Here is a 26,109-nt window from a genome sequence, read left to right on the forward strand (position 1 = left end):
CTGTTCCCTGTGGACGTGTTGTTCCGTCCTTCTTGTCGACCGGTCGGCGGGCTTGTTTCTCCCTGTCCGTCCCGGCCGCCGATGTAATCACGCATGTGCTGATATTGCCAGCAAAGTTTTATTTTCGGGAATAAATATTTCTTCTTATTCCAAAGTCTGAGTGCGGAAGGCCGGAAGAAAAAGGCCCCTCCGGGGGTACCGGAGGGGCCGCGTGACCCGCCGCCTCAGTTCCTGAGGTAGCTTTCCATGGAGTCCTCGAGGGCGTCCTTCCATGGCGTATGGTGCACCGGCGCCATCGTGCCTGTTATGACCGACCGATAGGCGTTGTCGCGGAAGGCCATGATGTCGTGCTTCTTGTGCTCCTTCCACTCGAAGAAGGCTTCGCAGGCGCCGTCGACGTCGAAGGACGGATAGTCGGTTTCGGCGATCAATTCCTTCACGTAGTCGCCCTGGTAGTGGATGGCGTCATGGGCGTCCTGGCCGGCATCCTCGCCCGCCACGCGGTCTTCCACGTCCTTCAGCAGCACGGCCTTGTCGGCCGGGATCTGGATGCGGCCCATGATGGCGTCCCGCACCCACCAGGCCTGGGCGTCGAACATGTTGAAGGTGAACCACTGGTCCTGCATTCCGATGTAGAAGAGCTTCGGGTTGTGGACCCAGACGACGCCCTTGTAGAGATCGGCGGTGGCAAGCCGGTTGGCCGTCTTCAGGCGAAGGTCGTCCGGCAGGAACGGGAAGTGGTGCTTGTATCCCGTGCACAGGATGATGGCGTCCACCTTCTTCGAGGTACCGTCGGCGAAATAGGCGGTCGTCTCGTCCACCCGCTCGAGCTTGGGCACTTCCTTCCAGTTATCGGGCCACTTGAAGCCCATCGGCGCGTGGCGATAGGCCACCGTGATCGACTTGGCGCCATATTTCCAGCACTGGCTGCCGATGTCTTCGGCCGAATAGGAGGAGCCGAGAAGCAGGAGATCCTTGCCCGCGAATTCGCGCGCGTCCCGGAAATCATGGGCGTGAAGGACGCGGCCGTTGAACTTGTCGAATCCGGGATACTCCGGAACATTCGGCACGGAGAAATGGCCCGAGGCGACGATGACGTTGTCGAAGTCCTCGTCATACATCCGGTCCTGCTTGAGGTCGTGGACGGTGACCGTGAAATTGCCCTTGTCCTCGTTGTAGCGGACCATGCGGACCGTGGTCGAGAAGCGGATCCAGTCGCGCACGCCCGCCCGCTTCACGCGGCCCTCGATATAGTCGAACAGCACCGCGCGGGGCGGATAGGAAGCGATCTGTTTTCCGAAGTGCTCCTCGAAGGAATAGTCGGCAAACTCCAGGCCTTCCTTCGGTCCGTTGGACCAGAGATAGCGATACATCGAGCAGTGGACCGGCTCGCCGTTTTCATCCAGGCCCGTGCGCCATGTGTAGTTCCACAGGCCGCCCCAGTTCGACTGCTTTTCGAAGCAGACAATCTCGGGAATGTCGGCGCCCTTGGCCTTTGCCGACTGAAATGCACGCAGTTGCGCCAGTCCCGATGGCCCCGCACCGATCACTGCAACTCTCTTCTTCATCAATGCCTCCGGTTCGCTGTTCCCGCGGCAAATGGTTCGCCTTTGCCTTGAGGGGAATGCTAGAATCCGAGTTGCGTCTCTGTCAAATCTTTTTCCTGAGGTGAAACTTCATTCCGCGAATTGTTCGCTTGATGGCAGAGGCAGGGGCCGAAAGGGCGCGTGCAGGGACCCCGTCCGGCGGCGCTGCCCGGGCCTTCCCGGACGAACGCCAAAAATCCCCGGAACCGCCCTGCTTCCGCCATCTGGGCAGAGGTCAGGGCAGCACCGGGGTCAGCTTAAGTCCTGGGGGAGGACTTAAGGGCCTGCCGGACGTCGAAGCGAAGCCGCCGGGCCAAGCCAGCGCGTGGCGGGCGCCGGCGCGTGATCGCCTGCCGATGCAGGCAGGCCGGCTTCCGTTGACCGGAAGGCGGTCTCTCGCTCAGATATCCAGCGTGTTTTCCGTCTCCCAGCGGGAGAAATGCGAGGCGTAGCTGTTCCACTCCTGATGCTTGAGCTTCAGATAGGCGGCGGAGAATTCGTCGCCCATCATCGCCTTCAGCGTCGTGTCGCTGTCGTATTCCCTGAGGGCATCGAGCATGTTCAGCGGCAGCTTCGGCGCATTCTTCACCGTGTGGCCCATCTGGTACATGTCGATGTCGTGGCGCGGACCCGGATCGGCCCCGGTGCGGATGCCGTCGATTCCGGCGGCCAGGATGACGGCCTGCATCAGGTAGGGGTTGGCAGCCCCGTCCGGCAGGCGCAGCTCGAAGCGACCGGGACCGGGCACGCGCACCATGTGCGTGCGGTTGTTGCCGGTCCAGGTCACCGTATTCGGTGCCCAGGTCGCGCCCGACGTGGTGCGCGGCGCGTTGATGCGCTTGTAGCTGTTGACGGTCGGATTGCAGATCGCCGCAAGGGCGCTTGCATGTTTCATGATGCCGCCGAGGAAGGTGCGGCCCTGATCGGAAAGGCCCAGTTCCCGCGAGGGATCGGCAAAGGCATTCTTCGTGCCGTCCAGGTTCCAGACGGAAATATGGGCATGGCAGCCGGATCCGGTCAGCCCCCTGAACGGCTTCGGCATGAAGGTGGCGCGCAGCCCGTGCTTCTCGGCCACGGATTTCATCATGAACTTGAAGAAGCTGTGCTTGTCCGCCGTCTTCAGCACGTCGTCATATTTCCAGTTCATCTCGAACTGGCCGGTCGCGTCCTCGTGATCGTTCTGGTAGGCCTCCCAGCCGAGCTCCAGCATGTAGTCGCAGACTTCGGCGATCACGTCGTACTGGCGCATCACCGCCTGCTGGTCGTAGCAGGGCTTTTCCGCCGTATCGAAGACATCGGCCACCCGGTCGCCCTGCGGCGTGAGCAGGAAGAATTCCGGTTCGACGCCGGTTTTCATCCGCAACCCTTCCTTGGCGGCTTCATCGACCAGGCGGCGCAGCACGTTGCGCGGCGCCTGGGCCACGGGCTCGCCGTCCATCACGCAGTTGGAGGCGACCCATGCCACCTCCTTCTTCCACGGCAGCTGGATGACGGCCTCCGGGTCCGGCACCGCCATCATGTCGGGATGCGCGGGCGTCAGGTCCAGCCATGTGGCAAAGCCGGCGAAACCCGCTCCGTCGATCGCCATGTCGTTGATGGCCTGGGTAGGAACCAGCTTGGCGCGCTGGGCGCCGAAGAGGTCCGTGTAGGAGACCATGAAGTACTTGACGCCCTTTTCCTTGGCCCAGCCGGCCAGATTATTTGCCATTCTGTATCCCCCAGTGTGTCTGTAGGTTCGTCTCTGTGTTCCGCTCTTTTATTTTCTTGTGTGCCCGGGGGCGGCTCAGAAGCCGCCATTTCGTCCCGGTATCCAGTTGGTGCCCGCAAGAGGAACGCCGGCCATGGCGGCCGCCTCTATGGTCAGCGAGCAGAGATCCTCGGGTTCGAGGTTGTGCAGGTGGTTCTTGCCGCAGGCGCGCGCGATGGTCTGGGCTTCCAGCGTCATCACCTTGAGGTAGTTCTTCAGCCGCCGGCCGCCGAGGATCGGATCGAAGCGCTTGTAGAGCTCCGGATCCTGGGTGGTGATGCCGGCGGGATCGCGTCCCTCGTGCCAGTCGTCATAGGCATCGGCGGTCGTGCCGAGCTTCCGGTATTCCTCCTCGTGGACGGGATCGTTGTCGCCGAGCGCGATGAGGGCTGCCGTGCCGATGGCCACCGCATCGGCGCCGAGCGCCATTGCCTTGGCCACGTCGGCACCGGAGCGGATGCCGCCGGAGACGATGAGCTGCACCTTGCGGTGCATGCCGAGATCCTGCAGCGCCTTCACCGCCTGCGGGATGCAGGCCAGGATCGGCATGCCGACATGCTCGATGAACACGTCCTGCGTCGCCGCGGTGCCGCCCTGCATGCCGTCGAGGACCACCACGTCGGCGCCCGCCTTGACCGCAAGCGCGGTGTCGTAATAGGGGCGCGCGCCGCCGACCTTCACATAGATGGGCTTTTCCCAGTCGGTGATCTCGCGCAGCTCGTGGATCTTGATCTCCAGATCGTCCGGTCCCGTCCAGTCCGGATGGCGGCAGGCGGAGCGCTGGTCGATGCCCTTCGGCAGGTTGCGCATGTTGGCCACGCGGTCGGAAATCTTCTGGCCGAGAAGCATGCCGCCGCCGCCGGGTTTCGCGCCCTGGCCCACCACGATCTCGATCGCATCGCAGCGGCGGAGATCGTCCGGGTTCATGCCGTAGCGGCTCGGCAGATACTGGTAGACCAGCGTCTTCGAATGGCCGCGCTCCTCCTCGGTCATGCCGCCATCGCCCGTGGTGGTCGAGGTACCGGCCGCGGACGCCCCGCGTCCCAGCGCCTCCTTTGCCGGGCCGGAAAGGGCCCCGAAGCTCATGCCGGCGATGGTGATCGGAATGTCGAGATGGATCGGCTTCTTGGCAAAGCGTGTGCCGAGCCACACGTCGGTCGAGCATTTCTCGCGGTAGCCTTCCAGCGGATAGCGGCTGATCGAGGCCCCGAGAAACAGCAGGTCGTCGAAATGGGGCAGATGGCGCTTGGTGCCGCCGCCACGGATATCGTAGATGCCGGACGCGGCCGCACGGCGGATCTCGGCATTGACGGCGGGGGTGAAGGTGGCAGAGAAACGAGGCGGTGTTTTGGGAAAATCGGTCATGGTTGTGCCTCAGTACGCCGACGCATTGTCGATGTTGAAGTTGTAGAGCTTGCGGGCCGAGCCATAGCGGCGGAACTGTTCGGGCCGCGCCTTTGCGTCGGCCTCGCCGGCCTTGAGCAGCCGTTCCAGCAGTTCGAAATGCTCCGGCCGCATTTCCTTTTCGATGCAGTCCGCCCCGAGCGAGCGGACATTGCCCCGCACGAAGAGCCGCGCCTCGTAGAGGCTGTCGCCCAGCGCCTCGCCGGCATCGCCGAGAACCACGAGGTTGCCCGATTGGGCCATGAAGGCCGACATGTGGCCGATATTGCCATGGACGACGATATCGATGCCCTTCATGGAGATGCCGCATCGCGACGAGGCATTGCCCTTGATGACGAGCAGGCCGCCCCGCCCGGTTGCGCCGGCATACTGGCTGGCATCGCCATCGATGACGACCTTGCCGGACATCATGTTTTCCGCAACGCCGGGTCCGGCGGACCCCTTGATCAGGATGGTGGCCTGCTTGTTCATGCCCGCGCAGTAATAGCCGGTCGAACCGCGCACCGTGATTTCCACCTCGGCATCCACGCCGGCCGCGATCGCGTGGGCACCCTTGGGATTGATCACCTCCCAGCGGGTCATGTTGGTCTGACCCTTCAGGGCATGTAGCGAGGAGTTCAGGGCGCGAAGGCCCTCTTTCTCCAGGTCGAATGTCTGCATGATTTCAGCGCTCCCAGAAGTAGACGGTGGCCGGTTCCGGCTCCCACACCCGGGCACTCTCGATGCGCGGGAGATTGACGAGCGCCCGGTATTCGCTGCCGAAGGCGACATATTCGTCGGTCTCGGCCATCACTGCCGGCTTGCAGGCAATGGGATCGCGAACCACGCCGAAGCCGTTGTGGGTGCCGACGACGAAGGTGAAGAAACCGTCCAGATCCGTCAGCGTCGCCTCGAGTGCGGACCCCAGCGCCTCGCCGCGCTTCAGCTTGTGGCTGATGAAGGCCGCGGCGACTTCCGTGTCGTTCTCCGTCTCGAAGGTCATGCCCTCGCGACGAAGCATGCGGCGCACGCCATTGTGGTTGGACAGCGAACCGTTATGCACCAGGCACTGGTCGGAGCCGGTCGAGAAGGGATGCGCGCCCATCGTGGTGACGGCGGATTCGGTCGCCATGCGGGTATGACCGATGCCGTGGGTGCCGCCCATCTTCGACAGGCCGAAGCGGGCCGCCACATCCTTCGGCAGACCCACCTCCTTGAAGATCTCGATGTTCTCGCCCGATGACATCACCTTCACGCCGGGACGCAGGTGCGCCAGGGCTGCACGCGCCGCCTCGATCTGTTCGAGCGGCACTTCGATGACGGCATGGGTCGATTTCGCCATCAGGGCGACGGGCGCGCCGATGGCCTCCCTCAGGTCGCCGTCGAGTGCATCGAAGTCCCGGTCTGGCGTTGCGGACTGGACGGTGATCTTTCCGAGACCCTTGCCCGCCGGGGAATAGATGGCGATGCCGGCCGAATCCGGACCGCGATCCGTCATGGTGATCAGCATGTCCGTCAGCATCGCTCCGAGCTCGGGCTCCAGCCTCGGCTCCTTGAGGAACAATCCTACGATTCCGCACATGGTTTCGTCTCCTCTGTTTCAATTGGGAAGACGCTATCACCGCGCTTTTGCGTTTTCAACTCACAAGAAACAATTTTTCCTCGTCGGGAAATTTGGGGGCAAATGAGCTTTCTCGCAGGTTTTCCTTGACAGATTGTCGCAGGCAGATTTCCTTGGAGGTAAATTTTTTGCCGGAGAGGGCATCTCGGGGCCCATCCTTCTGCGGATAAATGGAGGCGGGGCCTTGGGAGGGGAACATGCCTGACATGACGCAACGCATTGAGGCGATGCACCGGCGCGACGTGACCATCGCCTGGGCATTCATCATCGGCCTCTGGTTTTCCATCGCCTTCGTGGCAATCGCCACCTGGAATCTCGCACCCTCGGCGGCAGCGCGCGTGCTGCTGCTTTCGGCCGGCGCGGTGGTTCTCGTGTTCAACACGGCGGCCATTGCCGCCATGCTCCGGCATTACCGGGAGGACCGGGATTTCATCTACGGCCTCGACCTGCGGTTTCTCGACGAAGCGCGGGGGAAATGACCATGGCCCACTACAAACCGCCCGTTCAGGGCAAGCTCAGCCAGCTCGTGGACGTGATCGTGCTGGTCGCGCTGACTGTCGGTGCGCTGTTCGTGCCGCTTTGGCTGCACATGGCCGGTTCGTCGAAGACCGTGCCTGCTCCGGTCGCCAGCCCCACCTGGGAAGCGCTCGGGCAGAATGCCGCCCAGGCGAAGCAGTACGAGGCGCTCGGCTACACGCCGGAGAGCGCCCATGACCTCATTCTCTCCCGCTTCGACTATTCCTTCACCTTCGGCGCGCTGGTGACGATGATCGTGGTGATCATCGCCTACTACGTGCTGATGCTGAAGTTTTCGGAGGCGGAATATCGGGACGTCATTGCCGAAAAGTTCGGCGAGAAGTGAGGATCGGGCGATGCAGACCTGGAATTACATCGAATACCTGGCCTGGGGTCTCTCGATCCTGCTCGGCCTCTACATGGTGGTCGACTGGGTTCGGACCGACACCACCTATCCGGAAGATGTCCTGACCTCCTCCCGCGAGGGCGAGCTGGAGGCCATGACCGAAGAAACCTTCAAGGGGTGAGGGCATCATGGCAAACTTCGACATCACATCGAACGTAAGGGACGGCATGGGGCCGCATGGCACCAAGGTCGGCCTGCTGCGCGTGCTCGGGCCCGCCCATGTGTGGGCCCTTGGCGTCGGCATCGTGCTCGTCGGCGAGTACATGGGCTGGAACTTCGCCGTCGGCAAGGGCGGGGCCTATGCCGCGCTTCTGGCCTGCTGGTTCGCCGGCATCCTCTATACCTGCGTCGCCATGATCGATTCGGAGGTGACCTCGACGGTCGCCGCCGCAGGCGGTCAGTATACGCAGGCCAAGCACATCGTCGGCCCGCTCATGGCCTTCAATGTCGGCCTCTACCTCGTCTTTGCCTATACGATGCTGGAGGCCGCGAATGCCATCACGGCCGGCTATCTCGTCTCCGTCGTCTCCAACATGACCGGCTATGCCGGGACGCTCGACCAGCGGCCCTTCATCGTGCTGGTCATCATGTTCCTCGCCTGGCTGAACTATCGCGGGGTGCTGGCGACGCTGACCTTCAACCTCGTGATTACCGCCGTGGCCTTTGCCGCGATCATCGTCCTGTTCCTGTCCACCTCGGGCATTCTCGGCGGCGGCATCATGCAGCATGCGGCACTCTTCGAGGGTCACGAACTGCCCTACGGATGGATCGGCGTTCTGGCCGCGATGCATTTCGGCCTGTGGTACTATCTCGGGATCGAGGGCACCACCCAGGCGGCGGAAGAGGTCCGCTCGCCGGCGCGCGCCCTGCCCTTCGGCACGCTTGCCGGGATCATGACGCTGCTGATCGCGGCAACGCTGACCTGGTATGTGTGCTCGGGCGTGCTGCCGTGGGAATTCCTCGGCGACGGCGTGTCCGGCTCGGTGGCGCCGCTGTTCGACACGGCGCGGCTGTCCGGGTCGGATGCCCTTGTCTGGCTGCTCGGCATCGGCACGCTCTTTGCCACGCTCGCCTCGGCCAATGGCTGCATCAACGATGCGTCCCGCGCCTGGTTCGCCATGGGCCGCGACAAGTACTTGCCCGCATGGTTCGGGGCGGTGCATCCGAAGTACCGGACGCCCTACCGCTCCATCCTGTTCCTGGTGCCGATCGCGCTCATCTTCGCGCTCGGCGCGCCGCTCGACCAGGTCATCACCTTCTCGATCCTGTCGGGGCTGCTGGAATACACCTTCATGCCGCTCAACATCATCCTCTTCCGGAAGAAGTGGCCGATGGGCGTGATCAAGCGGGGTTACGAGCATCCTTTCCATCCGCTGCCGGCCATCACGCTGCTCGCCCTGTGTGCCATCACCTTCTTCGCGGTGTTCCTGGGCTACGGGACGCAGCTGGTGGCCATGATCGGCTTCTACATCGTGGTCAGCCTCTGGTTCCACTTCCGCCGCTATCGCTTCGTCGATCGCGGTGCGCAGTTCACCATGCCCTGGCCGCGCCCGCAGGGCTATTAAGGAAACCCGGGCCTGCCGTGCCCTTCGCGGCAGGCCCTTTTTTTTAACGAAAGTGGCGCATGGACATCCTGCCGTACCTTGCCGTTCCAGCCGGTGCGGGTCTGCTCTTGCTGGCCGCGCGGACATGGTCGGCCTCCGTCCGGCGCAAGGACGCGCGGGCGGCCTATTTCCGCGATGCTGCCAGCCTCTTCGACACCGCGACGAGCCGCATCGAACCCTCGGGCTTTGCCAGGATGACGGGCCGCAGGGGGTCCGATGCCTTCGATCTCCAGGCGCTTGCCGACAGCCTCACCTTCCGCAAGCTGCCGGCGCTCTGGGTAATGGTCACCCTGCCGGCGCCCATGCCCGTCAGGGCGACGCTCGACATCATGGCAAGGCCGGGGGGCCTGGAGACCTTCTCGCATTTCCATAGCCTGCCACACACGCTGCCCGCCCTTCCCGGATTGCCGGAGGGCACCGTCATCCGCAGCGACGATGGCCGAAACGTGCCGGCCGAAGACCGGATCGTGCCTCATCTCGGGCTTTTCTCGGACCCGCGGGTGAAGGAACTGGTGATTTCCCCGAAAGGTCTGCGGGTGGTGATTCTGGCCGAAGAAGCGGAACGGGGCCGCTACCTGATCTTCCGCGACGCGGAACTGGGCGCCGTGCCGCTGCCGCGGGACCGCCTCCAGCCGGTGATCGAAACCCTGCGCGCCCTTCGCGACAGCCTGAAGGAGGCCGCATGACCAAACCGCCGAACCCGCATCTGGTGCTGGCGCTGGCCACGCTCCTGCCCGGCATGGGGCAGGTCGCGAACCGCCAGCCGGTGCGCGGGCTGATCTTCGTCTTCTTCGTGGTCCTGCTCGGCGCCTTCACCCTGAAGACGGCCGGACCGGAAATCTCCTTCGTCGGCAAGATCTCGGGCGGCCTGTTCGTCTGGGCGATGGCGATGCTCGACGCCTACAGGACGGCGAGGCTGCGCCGCACCCTCCATGACGAGGCCGCCGCCCGAGCGGCGACCGGCGCGGCGGCTAGCCCTGCGGATAGGAAATGACGGAAAGATAGCGCGCTGGCAGCTTCACCAGATTTTCCGGCCCGTGCGGTGCGTCCGCATCGAAGAACAGGCTGTCCCCCGGCTTCAGGCTGTAGATCCGGTCCCCGTGCCGGTAATCCACTTCGCCCTCCAGCATGTAGAGCAGCTCCAGACCCTCGTGCTGGAAAGCCGGGAATGTATCGCTCTCCGTGGTCAGCGTGATGAGATAGGGTTCGACGGTCACACCCGACGAATTCGAGCCGATATGGCCGAGCAGGTTGTACTGATGTCCGGCGCGGGTGCCGCGACGCTCGATCTCGATATGCTCGCCCGCCTTCACATGCTGCGCCTCGCGCCGCTCCTCATAGCTGCGGAAGAAGGCCGTGACGGGCACGGAAAAGGCATGCGAGAGCACCTGCAGGGTGGTGAGCGAAGGCGAGGTATTGCCGTTCTCGATCTTGGACAGCATCCCGATGGACAGGCCGGTGGCATTGGCGACATCCGCCACCGTCATGCCCAGCTGGCGGCGGAAATTGCGCACCTCGCGCCCGATGGCCGCCTCCAGATTGCGCTCGCTGATTTCGCGGACTCGGTGCGGATCCTGGTCGAAGGCGGGCTTCACCCGCGGAAGAATGGGCTGTTCGGCATTCGACATGGTTGCATTCCTGATAAAACCTAATCGTTTTTCCTATCGGGAAACACAACCTGCCGCAAGTCCGGCCTCAAAGGAGCGACCGTGCCGTGACCTCCAGCGCATGAAGCAGGCTGGCCGCGGAAGAGCGCGGGCCGTAGAGGGTGACTGCCCCCTTGCCGTGGCGGATCAGGTAGCAGCCGATATGCTCGATGACCGTGCGGGTTGCGAAGCCATCGGGCGACCGGGCAAAATCCACATTGGACAGCCGTTCGAAGAGCGGCTGGAGATCCGGCGCGCCGAGGTCGAAACGGACCCAGGCATCGGTCTGTTCGGTAATCGATGCCGCACCGGCGAAGATCGGCTTCAGCGCCGCCTCGATATCCTCATGGGTTTCGAAGGCGGCCTCGACGAACCACATGCCGGGCGCGACCCAGAAGGCGGAGAAGGGCGTCCCGGCCTGAAAGCGCGCGGGATCCGGCAAGGGCAGTCCGGCTTTTCCTGCCGCGGCTGCCACATCGCCATCGCGGCCGTTGCGGATGGCGAGCGAGGCCAGCGCCACGTCGAAGCGTTCGGATATCGCCACGGGACCGATCGCAAGGGATTTCGGGGCCGCGTGGCCGAGTGCGGTGAGGGCGTGCAAGGGTTCAGCCACGGAGTCTCTCCCCTTCCGGATCAAAGAAATGCGGCGACACGATCTCCACCTCGGTTTCCGTGCCGGCGAGCAGGTTCACCGCCCGCATGCGGCGACCGATCTTCTGGTCGCCTGCCTTGAGATAACCGAGCGCGATATCGCAGCCGAGATGGGGCGAATGGACCTTCGAGGTCAGCCATCCACCGTCATTGGCAATCACGGGAGCCGCGCCGATCTCCAGAAAATGGCTGCCCGCCGTGAGCGTCGCGGTGGGATCGACCGGCTTCACGCCGACAAGCCTGTAGCCGTCGGGATCGTTCATGCCCTCGCGCTGGGAGAGCACCATGCCGATCGAGTCCTTCTTCTTCGAGACCATCTTGCCGAGGCCCATGTTGAGGGCGGTCGACTGGCCGTTGAGTTCGTTGCCGGCCACGTGGCCCTTTTCCACGCGCATCACGCCGAGCGCCTCGGTGCCGTAGACGACCGCGTCGAATTCGCGCCCCTCCTCCACCAGACGCCGGATGAGCGCGTCGCCATAGCGGGTCGGCACCGCGATTTCATAGGCGAGCTCGCCGGAAAAGCTGATGCGGAAAAGGCGGGCGCGCAGGCCGCCGATGGTGATGCTGCCGGCTGCCATGTAGGGGAAGGCGGCATCGGAAATGTCCTGGTCCACCACCTTCTGCAGCAGGCGGCGGGCGTTCGGCCCGGCGACGGAGAACTGGGCCCAGGCTTCCGTCGTCGAGATCAGCTGCACATCCATCTCCGGCCAGAGCACCTGGCGGCAATATTCCAGATGGCGGAAGACCGTGACGGCATTGGCCGTCGTGGTGGTCATCACATATTCGTTCTCGCCCATGCGCGCGGTCGTGCCGTCGTCGAAGACCATGCCGTCCTCGCGCAGCATCAGCCCGTAGCGGCAGCGCCCGACGGCCAGCGTCGAGAAGGTGTTGCAATAGACCCGGTCGAGAAAGGCGCCGGCATCCGTGCCCTGGATATCGATCTTGCCGAGCGTGGTGACGTCGCAGATGCCGACGGATTTGCGCGTGGCCAGCACCTCCCGGTCGACGCTCTGGCGCCAGTGGGTTTCGCCGGGCTTCGGCAGCCACTGGGTCCGCAGCCACATGCCGACCTCGACGAAGACGGCCCCCTGTTCTTCCGCCCATTTGTGCGAGGGCGTCAGCCGGAAGGGCTTGAACTCCTTGCCGCGGGAGCGGCCCGCAAGCGCTCCCATCGCAACCGGGGTGTAGGGCGGGCGGTAGACGGTCGTTCCGGTTTCGGGAATGGTCTGGCCGGTCAGCCCGGCCATGATCGCAAGACCCAGCACATTGCCGGTCTTGCCCTGATCGGTTGCCATGCCAAGGGTGGTGTAGCGCTTCATGTGCTCGACGGAGGTGAAGTTCTCCTTGTGCGCGAGCTTGATGTCCTTGACCGTCACGTCGTTCTGCGGATCGATCCAGGCGCGGCCCTTGCCGGAATTCACATACCATTTCGGCGTGATGGAGACGGGGGCGTCCTCCGCGTCCGGCACCGTGCCGGCGCTTGCCCGGATGCCCAGGTCCCCGAGCGCGGCCATCGCGGCCTGCTGGCCGCTCGTCAGGGCACCATGGGTGGACATCACACCTGCAGCGGCTCCGGCGGCCGAAAGGCCGGGCGGACCGCCCTCGCCCGGCACGAAGGCCTGAATGCCTTCGTTCCAGACCGGCCTTGCGCGGTGATGGGAGGCGATGTTCACGTTCGGGTTCCAGCCCCCGGAGACGCCGAGCGCGGTAACGGGCACCGTTTCCGTCCGGCCGCCGGCATGGCGGATGGTGATCGACCGAAGCCCGAGGCGGCCGTCGGCATCGATGACGTCCGCGCCCTTGAGATGGCGGATCCCGGGCAGCAGCGCGCCTTCGCTGCGGGCATCGATCACCGCCACCACGTCCACGCCCTTCGCCTGAAGGTCGGTCGCGGTGCGCAGGCCGTCGTCATTGTTGGTGAAGATGGCGCAGCTTTCGCCCACCCGCACCGCGTAACGGTTGGCATAGGTGCGCATGGCGCCCGCCAGCATGATGCCGGGGCGATCGTTGTTCTCGAAGGCGATCGGCCGCTCGGTTGCGCCGCCGGCCAGAAGCGCCCGCCGGGCATAGATCCGCCAGAGCGTCTGGCGCGGCTTGCCCTCGGGCGGCACCGGAAGATGATCGGAAACCCGCTCCACGGCACCGTAGATGCCGTGGTCGAAGGCCCCGATGACCGTCGTGCGCAGCATGATCCGGACATTGGGCATGGCGGAGAGCTCCGCCGCCGCTTCCGCGGCCCACTCCGCTCCCGGTTTTCCCCCGACGGTCAGCGTTTCCGCATTCAGCCGCCCGCCGGGCCGGAAATCCTCGTCCGCCAGAATGACGCGCGCGCCCGCACGGCCTGCCGCAAGCGCGGCCATCAGGCCCGCCGGTCCGGCGCCGATGACGATGAGGTCGCAGTGCAGGAAACCCTTGTCGTAGCTGTCGGGATCCTCCTGGCGCGACAGGCTTCCGAGCCCCGCCGCCCGGCGGATGATCGGCTCGTAGACCTTTTCCCAGAAGGAGGCGGGCCACATGAAGGTCTTGTAGTAGAAGCCGGCGGTGAAGAAGGTGTTCAGCCGGTCGTTGATCGCCAGCGCATCGAAGGCGAGCGAAGGCCAGCGGTTCTGGCTCCGGGCCTCCAGCCCGTCGAAGAGTTCGGCCACGGTGGCGCGGGTGTTCGGCTCCTGCCGGGCACCGGCGCGCAGCTCCACAAGCGCGTTCGGCTCTTCCGAGCCGGCGGAAAGCGGCCCGCGCGGGCGGTGGTACTTGAAGCTGCGGCCCATCAGCCGGACGCCATTGGCCAGCAGCGCCGAGGCAAGCGTATCGCCGGGGTGCCCGGCATAGGCAACGCCGTCGAAGGTGAAGCGGAGCGTTCTGGAGCGGTCGATCTGGCCGCCGGAAATGCGGTTCTGCTGGGTCATTTCGTTCTCCCCGCCGCCTTCGCCACGTCGCGGGCCAGTTCCACGCGGACGATCTCGTGCGTCACCGTGTTGCGCGTGACCACCAGCCAGGAGCGGTCACCCTGCTCGTGATACCAGAGCTCGCGATGCTCTCCGGCGGGGTTGTCGCGGTTGTAGAGATAGTCGTGAAAGGCCTCGATGCCTGCGGTGAGGCCATCGGGACGGTTCATCAGGCTCGCATCGCCCAGATAGACGAATTCCTGGGAGTCCCGCGGTCCGAGGATCGGATGATGGATGATCATGATGTCCCCTCAATGCAGGTTCGGCGTGGCGCCCTGGCCCTTTTCGTCGATCATCAGTCCTTTCAGGAACCGGTCGAAGCGATAGGCGCGGGCCGTGACATGCGGTTCGTCGCGGGCAAGCAGATGGGCAAAGCACCAGCCGGAGGCGGGCGTCGCCTTGAAGCCGCCATAGCACCAGCCGCCGTTGAAATAGAGCCCGTCCACAGGGGTCCGGTCGATGATGGGCGAACCGTCCATGGACATGTCCATGATGCCGCCCCAGGTGCGCAGGAGCCGCGCCCGCCCGATCGCCGGCATCAGCGCCATGCCGCCCTCGGCCACGTCCTCGATGACGGGGAGGTTGCCGCGCTGGGCATAGGAATTGTAGCCGTCGATGTCCCCGCCGAAGACGAGGCCGCCCTTGTCCGACTGGCTGACATAGAAATGGCCGGCGCCGAAGGTCATCACGCCATCGATGAAGGGCTTCAGCCCTTCCGAGACGAAGGCCTGCAGCACATGGCTTTCGATCGGCAGGCGCATGCCCGCATGCGCCATCACCTTCGAGGAAGAACCCGCAACCGCAACACCCACCTTGCCCGCGCCGATGAAGCCGCGTGTGGTTTCGACGCCGACAATCCTGCCGTTCTCGATGCGCATGCCGGTGACCTCGCAGTTCTGGATGAGGTCGACGCCGCGCATGTCGGCGCCGCGCGCATAGCCCCAGGCCACCGCATCATGCCGCACCGTGCCGCCGCGACGTTGCATCAGCGCGCCCTTGATGGGAAAACGGGCATTGTCGAAATTGAGCCAGGGATACATGGCGCGGACCTGCTCGCGGTCGAGCAGTTCGGCATCCGCGCCGTTCATGATCATGGCATTGCCGCGGCGGGTGAAGGCATCGCGCTGCGCATCCGTATGGATGAGGTTGATGATCCCGCGCTGGGAAACCATGGCATTGTAGTTGAAGTCCTGCTCCAGACCTTCCCAGAGCTTGAGGGAAAACTCGTAGAAGGGCTCGTTTCCGTCCAGCAGGTAGTTCGAGCGGATGATGGTGGTGTTGCGTCCCACATTGCCGCCGCCCAGATAGCCCTTTTCGAGCACCGCGATGCGGCTCTTGCCGAATTCCTTCGCCAGGTAATAGGCGGTGGCCAATCCATGCCCGCCGCCGCCGACGATGACAAAATCATAATGGGACTGCGGTGCGGGATCCCGCCAGACCGGCTTCCAGCCGCGATGCCCCGTCAAGGCTTCGACGACGACCCTCAAGCCCGAATATCGCATGCTCGACACCCCTCTTCCGATTGCTGCCAGCCTAGCACCGGGGCCACGGATATCGTCACGGTTTTGGCCATAAGCTGATCGTTTTCAGCCATGGCTGCAGAGACGGGGTTCGGGGACGGGGGAAGCGGGAGCGGCGGAACCGGCCCCTTGCCGGTCAGCGGCCGGCCATCTCCGCCGGCGGCCGGAGAAAGTCCTTTTCCATCTCGAACTGTCCGATGGGGGTTTTCTCGAAACCGGTGCGCGCCATGAAGCCGGGGGCAAGATCCTCCGGAACATTGGCGCCAACGACCAGATCGTCCTTGGCGAAACGGGCAGATACCGCGCCAACCAGGGCCTTGCCCCAGCCGCGCCCGCGCATGGCCGGCTCGACGAACAGGGCGCGCAGCTGGACAATCCCGGCCCTCGGACCGGGTTCGACGATGGCAAAGGCCTTGTCATCAAGCGAAAGCCCTAGCGCGGGGGAAGCGATCGCGGCCAGGGTTTCCGGCGCGATCAGCCAGGGCAGCCCCGGCTCTTCCACCCTTGCCATGCGCCAGGCGATCGAAAAGGGATCAGTCTTGATGAGGGCGGAGGCGGACGGGCCTCTGACCGCATCCGCGGGCTTCCGATAACCGACGAGGCGACGGCGGCGCTGGAAGCCGAGCCGGGAATAGAGCCGCAGGGCGGGTTCGTTGATGTCGATCACCTCCAGCAGCATCCGGCGGTCTCCCAGCCTGTGCAGGTCATCGATGATTTCTCCGAGGGCGAGGCTGCCGACCCCGCAATTGCGGTGGGAGGGCACGATGCCCATTGCCGCCACCCGCGCCGTCCAGCCCCTGCGGGCAATGAGAACGATGGCGACCGGGCGTCCCCTGTCGGTCATCACCCGGCTTGCCTGGAGGTCGAGGTTCTCGCGCCGGAAACGGCCGTCGAACAGGTCCGCATCCATGGCGAGGGGCACGATGTAGCCCTCGAAGCAGGCGGTCAGGATCTCCGCCAAAGCACGGGTCGAATAGGCGGTCGCGGGATGGCTTTCAATCTGGTCTGGCCGAGGCATGGTGCTGCATATCCGGGGTTGGAGGAAGGGGGAGGATGCAGGCAAGGGCGGCTTCGGGGCAATCCGGGCGCTTTGGGGTAAGGGCGCCCTGGGAAAGCCGGTCGCCGATCCGCCCTTGCCGAGACCGGCAGCGAGGCCGGCCTGCGGGAATCATTATCAGGGACCTGATACTGAGGTCAAGAGCGGGGAGAAGGCCGGAGTGCCCCCGACCGGGGCGGGCGGGGTTACGACCTTGGCGTTGCGTTCCGGTCCTTCGCCCGCAGAGCCTCCAGCAGCAGGTCCTGCATCAGGCGCTGCAGCTCGTCCGTTGCCCTTCGCACCCTGGCCATGGCCTCCCGCACCTCGTCCTCGCGGACCGGAGTGGCACCGGCGCTGGCGCTGAGATCGCGCCGCGCCTCCCGCAGGGCACGGAGCGCCCTTGCGGTCTCCACCCGGTTTTCCTTCAGAAGCCGCCGGAATTCCCGTCGCACATCCTCGGAATAGCCGCCCAGCGGACGATCGGCGAGCATGGACCGGACCGGCTCGTCGCGCTGGACCTTGAGCACGTAGCCCAGCAGGAAGAAGTTTCCTGCCAGCGACAGACCCAGAAGCACCGCGAGGATGAGCCTTGCAGGGGAGAGGTTTCTCATGGCTTGTCTCCTTCGGCTTCCGCCTCGGCGATGGTATCGGCAAGCTCGGCCGGCGGCGCACCGACGGCAAGCGCGAGAAGGAACGCATCCGATCGGTCCGTCCTGACCCCGGCGGCGAAATATCCGCCGGCGGAGCAGACGGCCAGCGCAAGCGCAAGGCCCGCCGCCGCCTGTCGGGGCGACCCGGTGCGCAGGTCCGGCAGGAGCCCGAAAACGCGCCGCTCCGGATGCCGGCCGATCCGGCTCAGCACCTTGCGGGCGAGATGGCTTTCGTCCGTCGGCCGAAGGCTCGCCTCCAGCACAAACCGGTCCAGCATGGCATCCTCTCCCCGCTCCGTGCCGCTCACCCGGCCGAGGAAGATAAGGCCCTCCGCGCGGAAGGGGGCCGGCCAGGCCTCGACATCCTCCCCGAACCGGGATTTCAGCCGTTCGAATTCGCCCCGCGTCATATCCATTTCCTTTCATTTCCGCCCTGTGGCGCGCGGGTGCCGGAGATCCCCGCCCTCAGGGACCGCCTTGCCCGGACGAGCAGCTGCTCCACGGCGCCCGGACTTGTCTTCATGACCTCGGCGATGGCCGGAACATCGAGATCGGCCACCGCGCGCAGAAGGATTGCCATGCGCTGCCGCTCCGGCAGCGCGTCGAGGCCGGCGCGCACCAGCGTCAGCTCCTGCCGCGCGCCAACCAGAATGTCGGCTTCCGGATCCCCGGAAGGAAGCCGCTCGTCCATGCCTTCGAGCCCGACGAAGACCCGCAGGCGGCGCCACCGCCGGACATCGATGCAGCGGTTGGCGGCGATGCGATAGAGCCATGTGGTGGCCTTCCCCTTTCGCGGATCGAACCCGCCGGCATGTTTCCACACCGACAGGAACACGTCCTGGACGATATCCTCCGCCTCGTCGCTGCGGCCGAGATAGCGCCCGGCGAACAGCCTCAGACCCCTGCCGTGCCGGTCGATCAGCCGGCCGAGGGCAAGCGGGTCGCCGGCAGCGATCCGCGCGACGAGCGCCTCGTCGACCTGATCCTGGGGCGGGATTTCGCCCGAAGGCGTTTCTTGCGCTTCCACGCCGGATCATCTCCGGTGCCAGCGAAAGCCGATGCCCACATCGCCGCCTGGACCGGCATGGAGGCCGAAGGACCGCACGCTCCCGACGCCGCGGGCCGTCACCACGCTGCCCGAACGGGTGCGCCCTTCCGGCCCGGTCGCGGTGTAGGTCCGGCGGCATCGGTCGACGACGCCATCGTGGCACCGGGACTGCGCGGTATAGGTGGCCCCGTTCTTTCCGACCCGCGTCGTCTCGCCGAAGTAGAACCTCCCGTCCCGGGTGACGCTGCGGGTGATCTCGCCGCCCCGCAGCGTATCGCGGCTCCATTCCGCCGCCGCCGAGGGCAGGGGCGCGATGAGGAGGAAAAGTCCCGTTGCTGCCAGCATTGCCTTGAAACCGTTCATGTTTCCGATCTCCCTGTGGTGGTGACCTGTTGCCTCGTCCATGGTTCCTGCCTAGCGATCGGCCATCGCCGCGCGCACGGCCTTCAGCTCCGCGCCCGAAAGCGAGCCGTCGCCATCGCGGTCGGCCAGATCGAAAAGGAAGGTGCGGGCCCGGAACTCCTCCGACGAGACCTTCGCGTCGCCATCGGCATCGAGGCGGCGCATGTCCTTGCGAATGCGTGCCTGGAGCACCACCGCCCGGTCCATGATCGCATCCTGGATCCGTTCCGTTTCCTCCCGGTCGATGGTCCCGTCGCCGTTGAGATCCATGCGGGCAAAGAGGCGTGCACGCGCGTGGACGGCTTCCTCCCGGGAAACGGCCCCGTCCCCGTTCTCGTCGAGCCGGTCGGCAAGCAGCGGCGATGCCTGCGCATGTGCAGGCATCGCAAGGAGGAGCGAAGCACCCAGGAGGGCGGTCCGCGGAAGGAATGCAGGGATTGAACGGGTCATGTTCGTCTTCCTCTGTTTGTCTCTGTGAGCGCTGCCGGGTGGCAGCAACGGGATGATTTACGGGGAAGAGCGCTCCCTCCTACGCAAGCCCGGCCACACGAGCCGGGTCGAAGCCCCAAACGGCGGCGATCCGTTCCGCGCCGGCGCCGGAATGCGCGGTTGCGTAGGAGCAGCCCATCTCACCCGTAGATCCTGCCGTTGACAACACCCGGCATATCAAGGGGAAGACCATGAACGTGAAACTGCTTGCCTGTCTGGCAGCGATCGCCGCCACCGGCAGCGCCTGCGCCGCGGACGGACAGAAGGCCCGCCAGGCATTCCGGCAAATGGACCGCAATGGCGACAGGACGCTCCAGTTCACCGAGATCGAGGCCGCCAGGGCAGCCTTGTTCGACCGGCTGGACGCCAATCGCAACGGCATCCTGGAAAAGGCCGAGGCGGAAGCCGCCCTTCTGCGCATGCGCGAAGAGAAAGGGCTTCACCGGATGGCGGGAGAGGGTTTGACCACTGAGGCCGGCGTGATGGATGCGGATGGCGACGGCCGCCTCACCCGGTCCGAATTCTCCCGCTTCATCCCCGACCGCGTGCGGCGCGCCGACAGCAACGGCGACGCCGCGCTTTCCCTGTCCGAACTGCGGGCGGCACGCCGCCGCTAGCCTCGGCACCGCTCCCACCAAGAGGAACCTTCCGATGATGACGATGAAACCTGCCCGCTGGGCCTTCCTGAGCCTCCTCCTTCTTGCCCAGGCGATACCCGCCTCGGCCGGTCCCCTGCCCGTCCCGAAAAGCACGGCGGACATCGCCGGCCCGCTGATGGCGGTCACGCACTGGCGCGGCTTCTACCGGGTGAGGGGCGTCTACTTCTACAACGGCTATCGCGGGATCGTGGTGGCGCGTCCGGGGTATCGCTTCTACCGCGGATACTGGTTTCCCCCGGCAGCCTTCGCAGCAGGTGTGGCCGTCGGAAGAAGCACGCTGCCGGATGTGCCGGGACGCCTGAATGCGCACATGCGGTGGTGCTTCGAGCACTACCGCTCCTATCGCGCCTCCGACAACAGCTATCAGCCCCACATCGGCCCCCGCCAGCAGTGCCGCTCCCCCTTCGCGTGAGATTGCGCCCGCAACGGGTTCGGGCACCGGCCGCCTGCCCGCAGGCGCCCCTGCCCGCCCCGAAACGTCCCGCCCGTCCCGATCGCCGGGCGGGGCAAAGGCCGCCGCGCGGCCTGCGCAAACCGAACGGATGGCTCGCGAGCGCACGGCCGAACGCGGGCCCGCGCAGTCCGCCAGGGAATGAAGAAAGGAAACCGTCTACAGGGGAGAACAAATGGCGGAGAAGGAGGGATTTGAACCCCCGATACCCTTGCAGGTATGCCGCATTTCGAGTGCGGTGCATTCAACCACTCTGCCACTTCTCCGCAATCATGGTTGGCGCCGTGTCGACGCGGGGTGCTACATAGCGGCGAAAATCGTCGCTTGCAAGGGCTTATCTCTCTGCTTTTCCTTCTTTTGCCTTGACAGATCGCGGCGCGGCACGTAATTGCCCACCCCATGCGTGATGGGATAGTCCCGTTCTGCACCCCTTCGCAATCTTTCCTTGCAGGGTTTCACCGGTGGCACCTTTCGGGGTACCGCCACATCCACGGACTGGCAAAAAGACGGCCGCGGCGACAGCCGAAGAGCCGGAACGGACATGAAAGGATAAAAAATGTTCGCAGTCATCAAAACCGGCGGCAAGCAGTACCGCGTGGCAGCAAACGACGTGCTGACCATCGAGAAGCTCGAGGCAGATGCCGGTGCATCGGTAGAATTCAATGAAGTCCTGGTCGTTGGCGAAGGCGCCGACGCAGCGATCGGCGCGCCCTTCGTGGCCGGCGCCAAGGTCGTTGCCGAAGTCGTCGAGCACAACCGCGGCAAGAAGGTCATCGCCTTCAAGAAGCGCCGTCGCCAGAACTCCAAGCGTTCGCGCGGCCATCGCCAGCATCACACCGTTGTCCGCATCACGGACATCGTTGCCGGCAAGTAAGCAGCATCGCACCAGAGCACATTAAAGGAGACATCCCATGGCACACAAAAAAGCTGGCGGTTCTTCGCGCAACGGTCGCGATTCTGAATCCAAGCGCCTTGGCGTGAAGAAGTTCGGCGGCGAAGCCGTCATCGCAGGCAACATCATCGTTCGCCAGCGCGGCACCCAGTGGCATCCGGGCCAGAACGTCGGCCTCGGCAAGGACCATACGATTTTTGCGCTTACGGCCGGTAACGTGAACTACCGTACGAAGGCCAATGGCCGCGTGTACGTGTCCGTAATGCCGAAAGCGGAAGCTGCGGAATAATAGCCGGAAGCACCTTCAAGCAGCCGGCGTCTCATCGACCCGGCTGACCCTCGCAAGGTCAAGTCCATCCGAAAAGGGAGATGAGGCGCCAGCCCCATCTCCCTTTTTTCTTGCCCAACGGAGGACTGAACCATGCAAGCCGAATTGTTGAGAGAGGGACCATCCCGGTCCCCGGAAGAGCGGTTGAGGCCTGAAAGGTCGAGGACCGATTGCCCCGTCCTGCTGTCGGAGCGGCTCGTTCTGCGCGCCCCCCACACGGACGACATCGACGCCCTTGCCCATCTCGCCAATAACGCCAATGTCGCCACCATGGTCTCTCGCATGCCGCATCCCTACACGACAGACGATGCCGCCGATTTCGTGCGACGCGCGAAAGCGGGCGTGATCGGCAAATGCGTCTATGCCATCACGCTTGCCGAAAACGGCCACTTCCTCGGCTGCTGTGGCATCGAGCCGGTGGACGAGCGTACCGTCGAGATCGGCTACTGGCTGGGCGAACCCCACTGGAACCGCGGCTACATGACCGAGGCCGCCCAGGTGCTCATCGACATGGTGTTCCGCACCCGCGTCGACGTGCAGCAGATCGATGCGCGCTGCCGGGTGACCAATGTCGGCTCGCGCCGGGTCATCCAGAAGTGCGGCTTCCAGTTCCAGGGCACCGGCATGGTGCCCTGCCAGGCGCTCGGCGCCATGGTGCCGGTCGAATGGTTCCGCCTCGACCGCAAGACCTGGATGTCGCTGCGGTCCTGGGGAGGTCAGCGATGATCGCCCCCAGAACCTTCCAGGATTGCCGGGGCGGCTTCGCGCTGCCCTGGCTCACCGAAATCCGCACGGCGCGGCTTCATCTGAGGTCGCCCGTGCTCGAGGATGCGGAGGCGATTGCCGACGGGCTCGGCCGCTTTGCGGTCGCGCGGATGCTGCCGTCGCTGCCCTTTCCCTACGACCGGCAGGATGCGCTGGAATGGCTGCTGCCCCGTGCTTCGGGGGTTCAGTCCGGCTGGGCCTTTGCCATTGCCCGCGAAAACGGGCCGCTGATGGGCATCGTCTCCATCGAGCGGAGCGGGGATCGCTGGGTGCTCGGCTACTGGCTCTCGCCGCCCTACTGGGGCCAGCGCCTGGCGAGCGAGGCGGTCGAGGCGGTCGTCGACGCCTTCTTCGCGCATGCGCCGGGCGAAAGCCTCCATGCCAGCGTGCTCAGCGACAATCCGGCCTCCTTCTCGCTCCAGTCGCGGATGGGTTTCCGGATAACGGGGTGCCGGGAGGTCTATTGCCAGGCCCGCGGCGCGATGAAGACGCTGATCGAAACCGTCCTCGACGCGGACGATGTCCGCAGGACGGCATGACAGGCGGCGCCGGCGGCTCGGGCAGTCACGAAAGCTCCACCCAGAGCGGAAAGTTATCCGAGCCGCGGGCGGCGGTGTCGATGCGGGCATCGGCAAGCCGGGGAAGAAGCGATGGGCTGACGAGCGCATAGTCGAGAAGCAGGCGTTCGCCCGCCCCGCCCGGCCCCTCCCAGCTGTAGCTGCCGGCGGCGCGCTTCTTCAGATGCGCCAGCGCATCGACCGGATGGGTGCGGCGCGGCACGCGGCCGTAGAAGGGGTCCGGCCTGCCGAAGAGCGCCTGGTATTCCGGGCTTTCCGGCTGCAGGTTGAAATCGCCGAGCGCGACGTAATCCTCCGGGGCCGGGGTATCGCCCATGCCGAATTCGTCGGCGCCGGTCACCGCCACGCCCTCCTGCGGCGTGTCGGCCAGAAGGCGCTGCAGCACCGCGATCTGGCCGAGGCGCTCCTCGGGGGAGATGTGGTCGAGATGGACGGAATAGACCCGCAGCGGCCCCTCGGGCGTCGCGATCACCGCCTCCAGCGCCGAGCGCTGCAGGTTGAGGCGGTCATAGGTGCGGCTGCGCGGCAGCAACAGCCCGCGCACGGAGAGGATCGGATGGCGCGAGAGGATCATGTTGCCGAACTGCAGGCGGTGGGCCACCACCCGGCCCTCGCGGCGCTCCATGTTGAGCAGCAGGTCGACGGGGGCGTGAAAGCAGGAGAAGTGCTCGGGAAAGCGCGCCTCGAGCCCGGCCACCAGATCGGCATAGCCGTTGCGGGCAAAGTTGCGCGTCACCTCCTGCAGCGCGATGATGTCGGCCCCGGCAAGGCTTGCGGCGATGCGGTCGAGGTCGTATTTCTGGTCGAGGCCGATGCCGTACTGGATATTATAACTGACGAGTTTCACGATAGTCTTTGACCTCCGAAGACACCGGCTATATCGAGTAGCCTCCTTAGCATGACTGACGAAGCGAACGAACGGCGATCCCATGAAATTTCTCGACGAAGCCAAGGTCTATATCCGCTCCGGCGACGGTGGCGCGGGCGCGGTCTCGTTCCGGCGTGAGAAGTTCATCGAATTCGGCGGGCCGGACGGCGGCGATGGCGGCCGGGGCGGCGATGTCTGGGTGGAGGCGGTCAACGGCCTCAACACCCTCATCGACTTCCGCTTCCAGCAGCACTTCAAGGGCAAGACCGGCGTGCACGGCATGGGCCGCAACCGCACCGGCGCCAATGGCGAGGACGTCACACTGAAGGTGCCCGTCGGCACGCAGATTTTCGAGGAAGACGGCGAGACGCTGATCTGCGACCTGACGAAGGAAGGCCAGCGCTTCCGCCTTGCCAAGGGCGGAAACGGCGGCTTCGGCAACGCCCATTTCAAGTCCTCGACCAATCAGGCGCCGAACTGGGCCAATCCGGGCCTCGAGGGCGAGGAAAAGACCATCTGGCTGCGGCTGAAGCTGATTGCCGATGCGGGTCTCGTCGGCCTGCCGAATGCCGGCAAGTCCACCTTCCTTGCCGCCGTCACCCGCGCGCGGCCGAAGATCGCCAACTACCCCTTCACCACGCTGCATCCCAATCTCGGCGTCGCCACCATCGACGGACGCGAATTCGTGCTCGCCGACATTCCCGGTCTCATCGAAGGCGCGCATGAGGGCATCGGCATCGGCGACCGATTCCTCGGCCATGTGGAGCGCACCCGCGTGCTGCTGCATCTCGTCTCCTCCCAGGAGGAAAAGGTGGGCAAGGCCTACAAGACGGTCAAGCACGAGCTGGAGGCCTATGGCGGCAACCTCATCGGCAAGCCCGAAATCGTCGCGCTGTCGCAAATCGACGTGCTCGACGAGAAGGAATTGAAGAAGAAGGCGAAGGAGCTGGAAAAGGCCTGCGGCCAGAAGGTCTACCTGCTGTCGGCGGCCACCGGCGCTGGCATGACGGAGGCGCTGCGCGCGCTTCGCGACGTGATCGTCGAGGCCGGCCGCGACGAGGACCTCGCCCTTCCCGACCGGCAGAATCCCGGCGCCGCGCGTGAAGAAGGCGACGAACGAGAGGACTGACAGATGACCGCAAGCCGCAAAGCGCTCGGCAGCCACCGGCGGATCGTGATCAAGATCGGCTCGGCCCTGCTGGTGGATCGCCAGACCGGCCTGAAGTCCGATTGGCTGGCAGCCATGTGCGACGACATCGCCGCGCTGAAGGCGCGTGGCATCGAGGTGCTGGTGGTGTCGTCGGGGGCCATTGCGCTCGGGCGGTCGGTGCTGAAGCTTCCGCCGGGCGCGCTGAAGCTCGACGAGAGCCAGGCCGCCGCGGCCGTGGGGCAGATCGCCCTTGCCCGCGCCTGGTCCGAAAGCCTCTCCCGTCACGGCATCGTCGCCGGCCAGATCCTGCTGACGCTCGGCGATACGGAAGAGCGCCGCCGCTATCTCAACGCGCGCGAGACGCTGAACCAGCTGATGAAGATGGACGCGGTGCCGATCATCAACGAGAACGACACGGTGGCGACCACCGAAATCCGCTATGGCGACAACGACCGGCTTGCGGCCCGCGTGGCGACCATGGCGGGCGCCGACCTGCTGGTGCTGCTCTCCGACATCGACGGCCTCTATACCGCCCCCCCGCATCTCGATCCGCAGGCGCAGTTCCTCGAGGTGATCCCGGCGATCACGCCCGAGATCGAGGCGATGGCGGGCGGCGCGGCCTCCGAGCTTTCGCGCGGCGGCATGCGCACCAAGATCGATGCGGGCAAGATCGCGACCAGCGCCGGATGCGCCATGATCATCGCATCGGGCAAGCCCGTTCATCCGATCCGCGCCATCGAGGAAGGGGCGCGCTCGTCCTGGTTCGCGCCTTCGGGCACGCCGGTCACGGCGCGCAAGACCTGGATCGCGGGCCAGCTCGCCCCTGCCGGCGAGGTGGTGGTGGACGAAGGCGCCGAAAAGGCGCTGACGGCGGGCAAGAGCCTGCTGCCGGCCGGTATCCGCGCGGTGCGCGGCACCTTCGAGCGGGGCGATACCGTCTCCGTCATCGGCCAGGCGGGAGCGGAAATCGCCCGCGGCCTTGCCGGCTACGATGCCGAGGAGGCACGGCTGATCGCGGGGCGCAAGAGCGGCGAGATCGAGGCCCTGCTCGGCTATGCCGGGCGCGCGGCCATGATCCATCGCGACGATCTGGTGATGACCGGCGCAAAGGCAGGCGCAGCGTCGAAGGGGACGCGGGAGGTGATGCGTGCTTGACAGGACCGTGACGGAA

At 65.4% G+C, this 26,109-nt stretch carries 30 protein-coding genes, 1 tRNA gene and 2 pseudogenes; 14 read left to right on the plus strand and 19 right to left on the minus strand.

Annotated features, from left to right (window positions below; translation table 11 throughout):
- Positions 1–224 precede the first annotated feature (224 nt).
- The 6 genes and pseudogenes from GGR23_RS23620 to GGR23_RS13035 all read right to left on the minus strand — a co-directional run.
- A pseudogene (locus GGR23_RS23620) lies at positions 225–476 on the minus strand (NAD(P)/FAD-dependent oxidoreductase); the annotation flags it as partial.
- Positions 477–491: 15 nt separating this feature from the next.
- Positions 492–1,568, minus strand: a pseudogene (locus GGR23_RS13015) (NAD(P)-binding domain-containing protein); the annotation flags it as partial.
- 418 nt (positions 1,569–1,986) lie between these two features.
- Positions 1,987–3,294, minus strand: coding sequence for a type III glutamate--ammonia ligase (glnT, locus tag GGR23_RS13020; RefSeq protein ID WP_183366710.1), 1,308 nt, complete (start codon positions 3,292–3,294; stop codon positions 1,987–1,989).
- A 75-nt stretch (positions 3,295–3,369) separates the two neighbouring features.
- On the minus strand, positions 3,370–4,698 hold the full coding sequence (locus tag GGR23_RS13025) for an FMN-binding glutamate synthase family protein (RefSeq protein WP_183366711.1): 1,329 nt from the start codon (positions 4,696–4,698) through the stop codon (positions 3,370–3,372).
- Positions 4,699–4,707: 9 nt separating this feature from the next.
- A complete protein-coding gene (locus tag GGR23_RS13030) occupies positions 4,708–5,397 on the minus strand; it encodes a GltB/FmdC/FwdC-like GXGXG domain-containing protein (protein WP_183366712.1) in 690 nt (229 codons plus the stop codon).
- Between the two features lie 4 nt (positions 5,398–5,401).
- A complete protein-coding gene (locus tag GGR23_RS13035) occupies positions 5,402–6,298 on the minus strand; it encodes a class II glutamine amidotransferase (protein ID WP_183366713.1) in 897 nt (298 codons plus the stop codon).
- 245 nt (positions 6,299–6,543) lie between these two features.
- Between GGR23_RS13035 and GGR23_RS13040 the strand changes: the two genes are divergently transcribed.
- The 6 genes from GGR23_RS13040 to GGR23_RS13065 are packed head-to-tail and all read left to right on the plus strand — an operon-like array spanning position 6,544 to position 9,857.
- The gene (locus GGR23_RS13040) at positions 6,544–6,816 is read left to right on the plus strand and encodes a hypothetical protein (RefSeq protein WP_246365349.1); all 273 of its coding nucleotides are present in this window, start codon (positions 6,544–6,546) and stop codon (positions 6,814–6,816) included.
- A 2-nt stretch (positions 6,817–6,818) separates the two neighbouring features.
- On the plus strand, positions 6,819–7,199 hold the full coding sequence (locus GGR23_RS13045) for a hypothetical protein (RefSeq protein ID WP_183366714.1): 381 nt from the start codon (positions 6,819–6,821) through the stop codon (positions 7,197–7,199).
- A gap of 10 nt (positions 7,200–7,209) precedes the next feature.
- Positions 7,210–7,380 carry a hypothetical protein gene (locus GGR23_RS13050; RefSeq protein WP_183366715.1) on the plus strand — a complete coding sequence of 57 codons (171 nt, stop codon included), beginning with the start codon at positions 7,210–7,212 and terminating at the stop codon, positions 7,378–7,380.
- A gap of 46 nt (positions 7,381–7,426) precedes the next feature.
- Positions 7,427–8,824 (plus strand): APC family permease, encoded by a 1,398-nt coding sequence (locus GGR23_RS13055; RefSeq protein ID WP_183366773.1) that lies wholly within the window; start codon positions 7,427–7,429, stop codon positions 8,822–8,824.
- Positions 8,825–8,883: 59 nt separating this feature from the next.
- Complete coding sequence (locus GGR23_RS13060; RefSeq protein ID WP_183366716.1) at positions 8,884–9,549, plus strand: hypothetical protein; 666 nt, start codon at positions 8,884–8,886, stop codon at positions 9,547–9,549.
- Complete coding sequence (locus GGR23_RS13065; protein WP_246365352.1) at positions 9,546–9,857, plus strand: hypothetical protein; 312 nt, start codon at positions 9,546–9,548, stop codon at positions 9,855–9,857. The genes GGR23_RS13060 and GGR23_RS13065 overlap by 4 nt, the downstream gene beginning before the upstream one ends.
- Here GGR23_RS13065 and GGR23_RS13070 read toward each other — a convergent pair.
- The 11 genes from GGR23_RS13070 to GGR23_RS13120 all read right to left on the minus strand — a co-directional run bounded on the left by GGR23_RS13070 (position 9,835) and on the right by GGR23_RS13120 (position 19,208).
- Positions 9,835–10,491, minus strand: a complete 657-nt coding sequence (locus tag GGR23_RS13070) for a helix-turn-helix domain-containing protein (protein ID WP_183366717.1) — start codon at positions 10,489–10,491, stop codon at positions 9,835–9,837. The two genes, GGR23_RS13065 and GGR23_RS13070, sit on opposite strands and share 23 nt — an antisense overlap.
- A gap of 67 nt (positions 10,492–10,558) precedes the next feature.
- Positions 10,559–11,122: a sarcosine oxidase subunit gamma gene (locus GGR23_RS13075; protein ID WP_183366718.1), complete on the minus strand. Its 564-nt coding sequence runs from the start codon at positions 11,120–11,122 to the stop codon at positions 10,559–10,561.
- Complete coding sequence (locus GGR23_RS13080; protein WP_183366719.1) at positions 11,115–14,063, minus strand: sarcosine oxidase subunit alpha family protein; 2,949 nt, start codon at positions 14,061–14,063, stop codon at positions 11,115–11,117. The genes GGR23_RS13075 and GGR23_RS13080 overlap by 8 nt, the downstream gene beginning before the upstream one ends.
- Positions 14,060–14,344 (minus strand): sarcosine oxidase subunit delta, encoded by a 285-nt coding sequence (locus GGR23_RS13085; protein WP_183366720.1) that lies wholly within the window; start codon positions 14,342–14,344, stop codon positions 14,060–14,062. The genes GGR23_RS13080 and GGR23_RS13085 overlap by 4 nt, the downstream gene beginning before the upstream one ends.
- A 9-nt stretch (positions 14,345–14,353) precedes the next feature.
- Complete coding sequence (locus GGR23_RS13090; protein WP_183366721.1) at positions 14,354–15,604, minus strand: sarcosine oxidase subunit beta family protein; 1,251 nt, start codon at positions 15,602–15,604, stop codon at positions 14,354–14,356.
- Between the two features lie 154 nt (positions 15,605–15,758).
- Positions 15,759–16,640 carry a GNAT family N-acetyltransferase gene (locus GGR23_RS13095; protein WP_183366722.1) on the minus strand — a complete coding sequence of 294 codons (882 nt, stop codon included), beginning with the start codon at positions 16,638–16,640 and terminating at the stop codon, positions 15,759–15,761.
- A gap of 224 nt (positions 16,641–16,864) precedes the next feature.
- Entirely contained in the window at positions 16,865–17,269 is a 405-nt protein-coding gene (locus GGR23_RS13100) for a periplasmic heavy metal sensor (RefSeq protein WP_183366723.1), read from the minus strand.
- The gene (locus tag GGR23_RS13105; RefSeq protein ID WP_183366774.1) at positions 17,266–17,718 is read right to left on the minus strand and encodes a hypothetical protein; all 453 of its coding nucleotides are present in this window, start codon (positions 17,716–17,718) and stop codon (positions 17,266–17,268) included. The genes GGR23_RS13100 and GGR23_RS13105 overlap by 4 nt, the downstream gene beginning before the upstream one ends.
- Complete coding sequence (locus GGR23_RS13110; protein WP_183366724.1) at positions 17,715–18,335, minus strand: sigma-70 family RNA polymerase sigma factor; 621 nt, start codon at positions 18,333–18,335, stop codon at positions 17,715–17,717. The genes GGR23_RS13105 and GGR23_RS13110 overlap by 4 nt, the downstream gene beginning before the upstream one ends.
- 6 nt (positions 18,336–18,341) lie before the next feature.
- The gene (locus tag GGR23_RS13115) at positions 18,342–18,719 is read right to left on the minus strand and encodes a hypothetical protein (RefSeq protein WP_183366725.1); all 378 of its coding nucleotides are present in this window, start codon (positions 18,717–18,719) and stop codon (positions 18,342–18,344) included.
- Between the two features lie 51 nt (positions 18,720–18,770).
- Positions 18,771–19,208, minus strand: a complete 438-nt coding sequence (locus tag GGR23_RS13120; protein ID WP_183366726.1) for an EF-hand domain-containing protein — start codon at positions 19,206–19,208, stop codon at positions 18,771–18,773.
- 230 nt (positions 19,209–19,438) lie between these two features.
- On the opposite strand from GGR23_RS13120, the gene GGR23_RS13125 reads away from it, so the two are divergent.
- Together GGR23_RS13125 and GGR23_RS13130 are read left to right on the plus strand one after the other, a co-directional pair.
- Complete coding sequence (locus tag GGR23_RS13125; protein ID WP_183366727.1) at positions 19,439–19,864, plus strand: EF-hand domain-containing protein; 426 nt, start codon at positions 19,439–19,441, stop codon at positions 19,862–19,864.
- A gap of 34 nt (positions 19,865–19,898) precedes the next feature.
- Positions 19,899–20,318, plus strand: coding sequence for a BA14K family protein (locus tag GGR23_RS13130; RefSeq protein WP_246365355.1), 420 nt, complete (start codon positions 19,899–19,901; stop codon positions 20,316–20,318).
- 215 nt (positions 20,319–20,533) lie between these two features.
- Here the strand turns inward: GGR23_RS13130 and GGR23_RS13135 are convergent.
- Positions 20,534–20,623, minus strand: a tRNA-Ser gene (locus GGR23_RS13135).
- A gap of 290 nt (positions 20,624–20,913) precedes the next feature.
- On the opposite strand from GGR23_RS13135, the gene rplU reads away from it, so the two are divergent.
- From rplU to GGR23_RS13155, 4 genes are all read left to right on the plus strand, one after another.
- Positions 20,914–21,231, plus strand: a complete 318-nt coding sequence (rplU, locus tag GGR23_RS13140) for a 50S ribosomal protein L21 (protein WP_183366728.1) — start codon at positions 20,914–20,916, stop codon at positions 21,229–21,231.
- 37 nt (positions 21,232–21,268) lie between these two features.
- Positions 21,269–21,538 (plus strand): 50S ribosomal protein L27, encoded by a 270-nt coding sequence (rpmA, locus tag GGR23_RS13145; protein WP_046796786.1) that lies wholly within the window; start codon positions 21,269–21,271, stop codon positions 21,536–21,538.
- Between the two features lie 132 nt (positions 21,539–21,670).
- Complete coding sequence (locus tag GGR23_RS13150; protein WP_183366729.1) at positions 21,671–22,303, plus strand: GNAT family N-acetyltransferase; 633 nt, start codon at positions 21,671–21,673, stop codon at positions 22,301–22,303.
- Positions 22,300–22,881, plus strand: a complete 582-nt coding sequence (locus tag GGR23_RS13155; RefSeq protein ID WP_183366730.1) for a GNAT family N-acetyltransferase — start codon at positions 22,300–22,302, stop codon at positions 22,879–22,881. Before GGR23_RS13150 ends, GGR23_RS13155 begins: the two co-directional genes overlap by 4 nt.
- A 25-nt stretch (positions 22,882–22,906) precedes the next feature.
- Here GGR23_RS13155 and GGR23_RS13160 read toward each other — a convergent pair whose 3' ends face one another.
- The gene (locus GGR23_RS13160) at positions 22,907–23,767 is read right to left on the minus strand and encodes an endonuclease/exonuclease/phosphatase family protein (protein WP_183366731.1); all 861 of its coding nucleotides are present in this window, start codon (positions 23,765–23,767) and stop codon (positions 22,907–22,909) included.
- Between the two features lie 82 nt (positions 23,768–23,849).
- On the opposite strand from GGR23_RS13160, the gene obgE reads away from it, so the two are divergent.
- Together obgE and proB are read left to right on the plus strand one after the other, a co-directional pair.
- On the plus strand, positions 23,850–24,917 hold the full coding sequence (obgE, locus tag GGR23_RS13165; RefSeq protein ID WP_183366732.1) for a GTPase ObgE: 1,068 nt from the start codon (positions 23,850–23,852) through the stop codon (positions 24,915–24,917).
- A gap of 3 nt (positions 24,918–24,920) precedes the next feature.
- On the plus strand, positions 24,921–26,093 hold the full coding sequence (gene proB / locus GGR23_RS13170) for a glutamate 5-kinase (RefSeq protein ID WP_183366733.1): 1,173 nt from the start codon (positions 24,921–24,923) through the stop codon (positions 26,091–26,093).
- Positions 26,094–26,109: the final 16 nt, after the last annotated feature.

The sequence above is a fragment of the Gellertiella hungarica genome (assembly GCF_014197145.1).
Classification (GTDB): Bacteria; Pseudomonadota; Alphaproteobacteria; order Rhizobiales; family Rhizobiaceae; genus Gellertiella; species Gellertiella hungarica.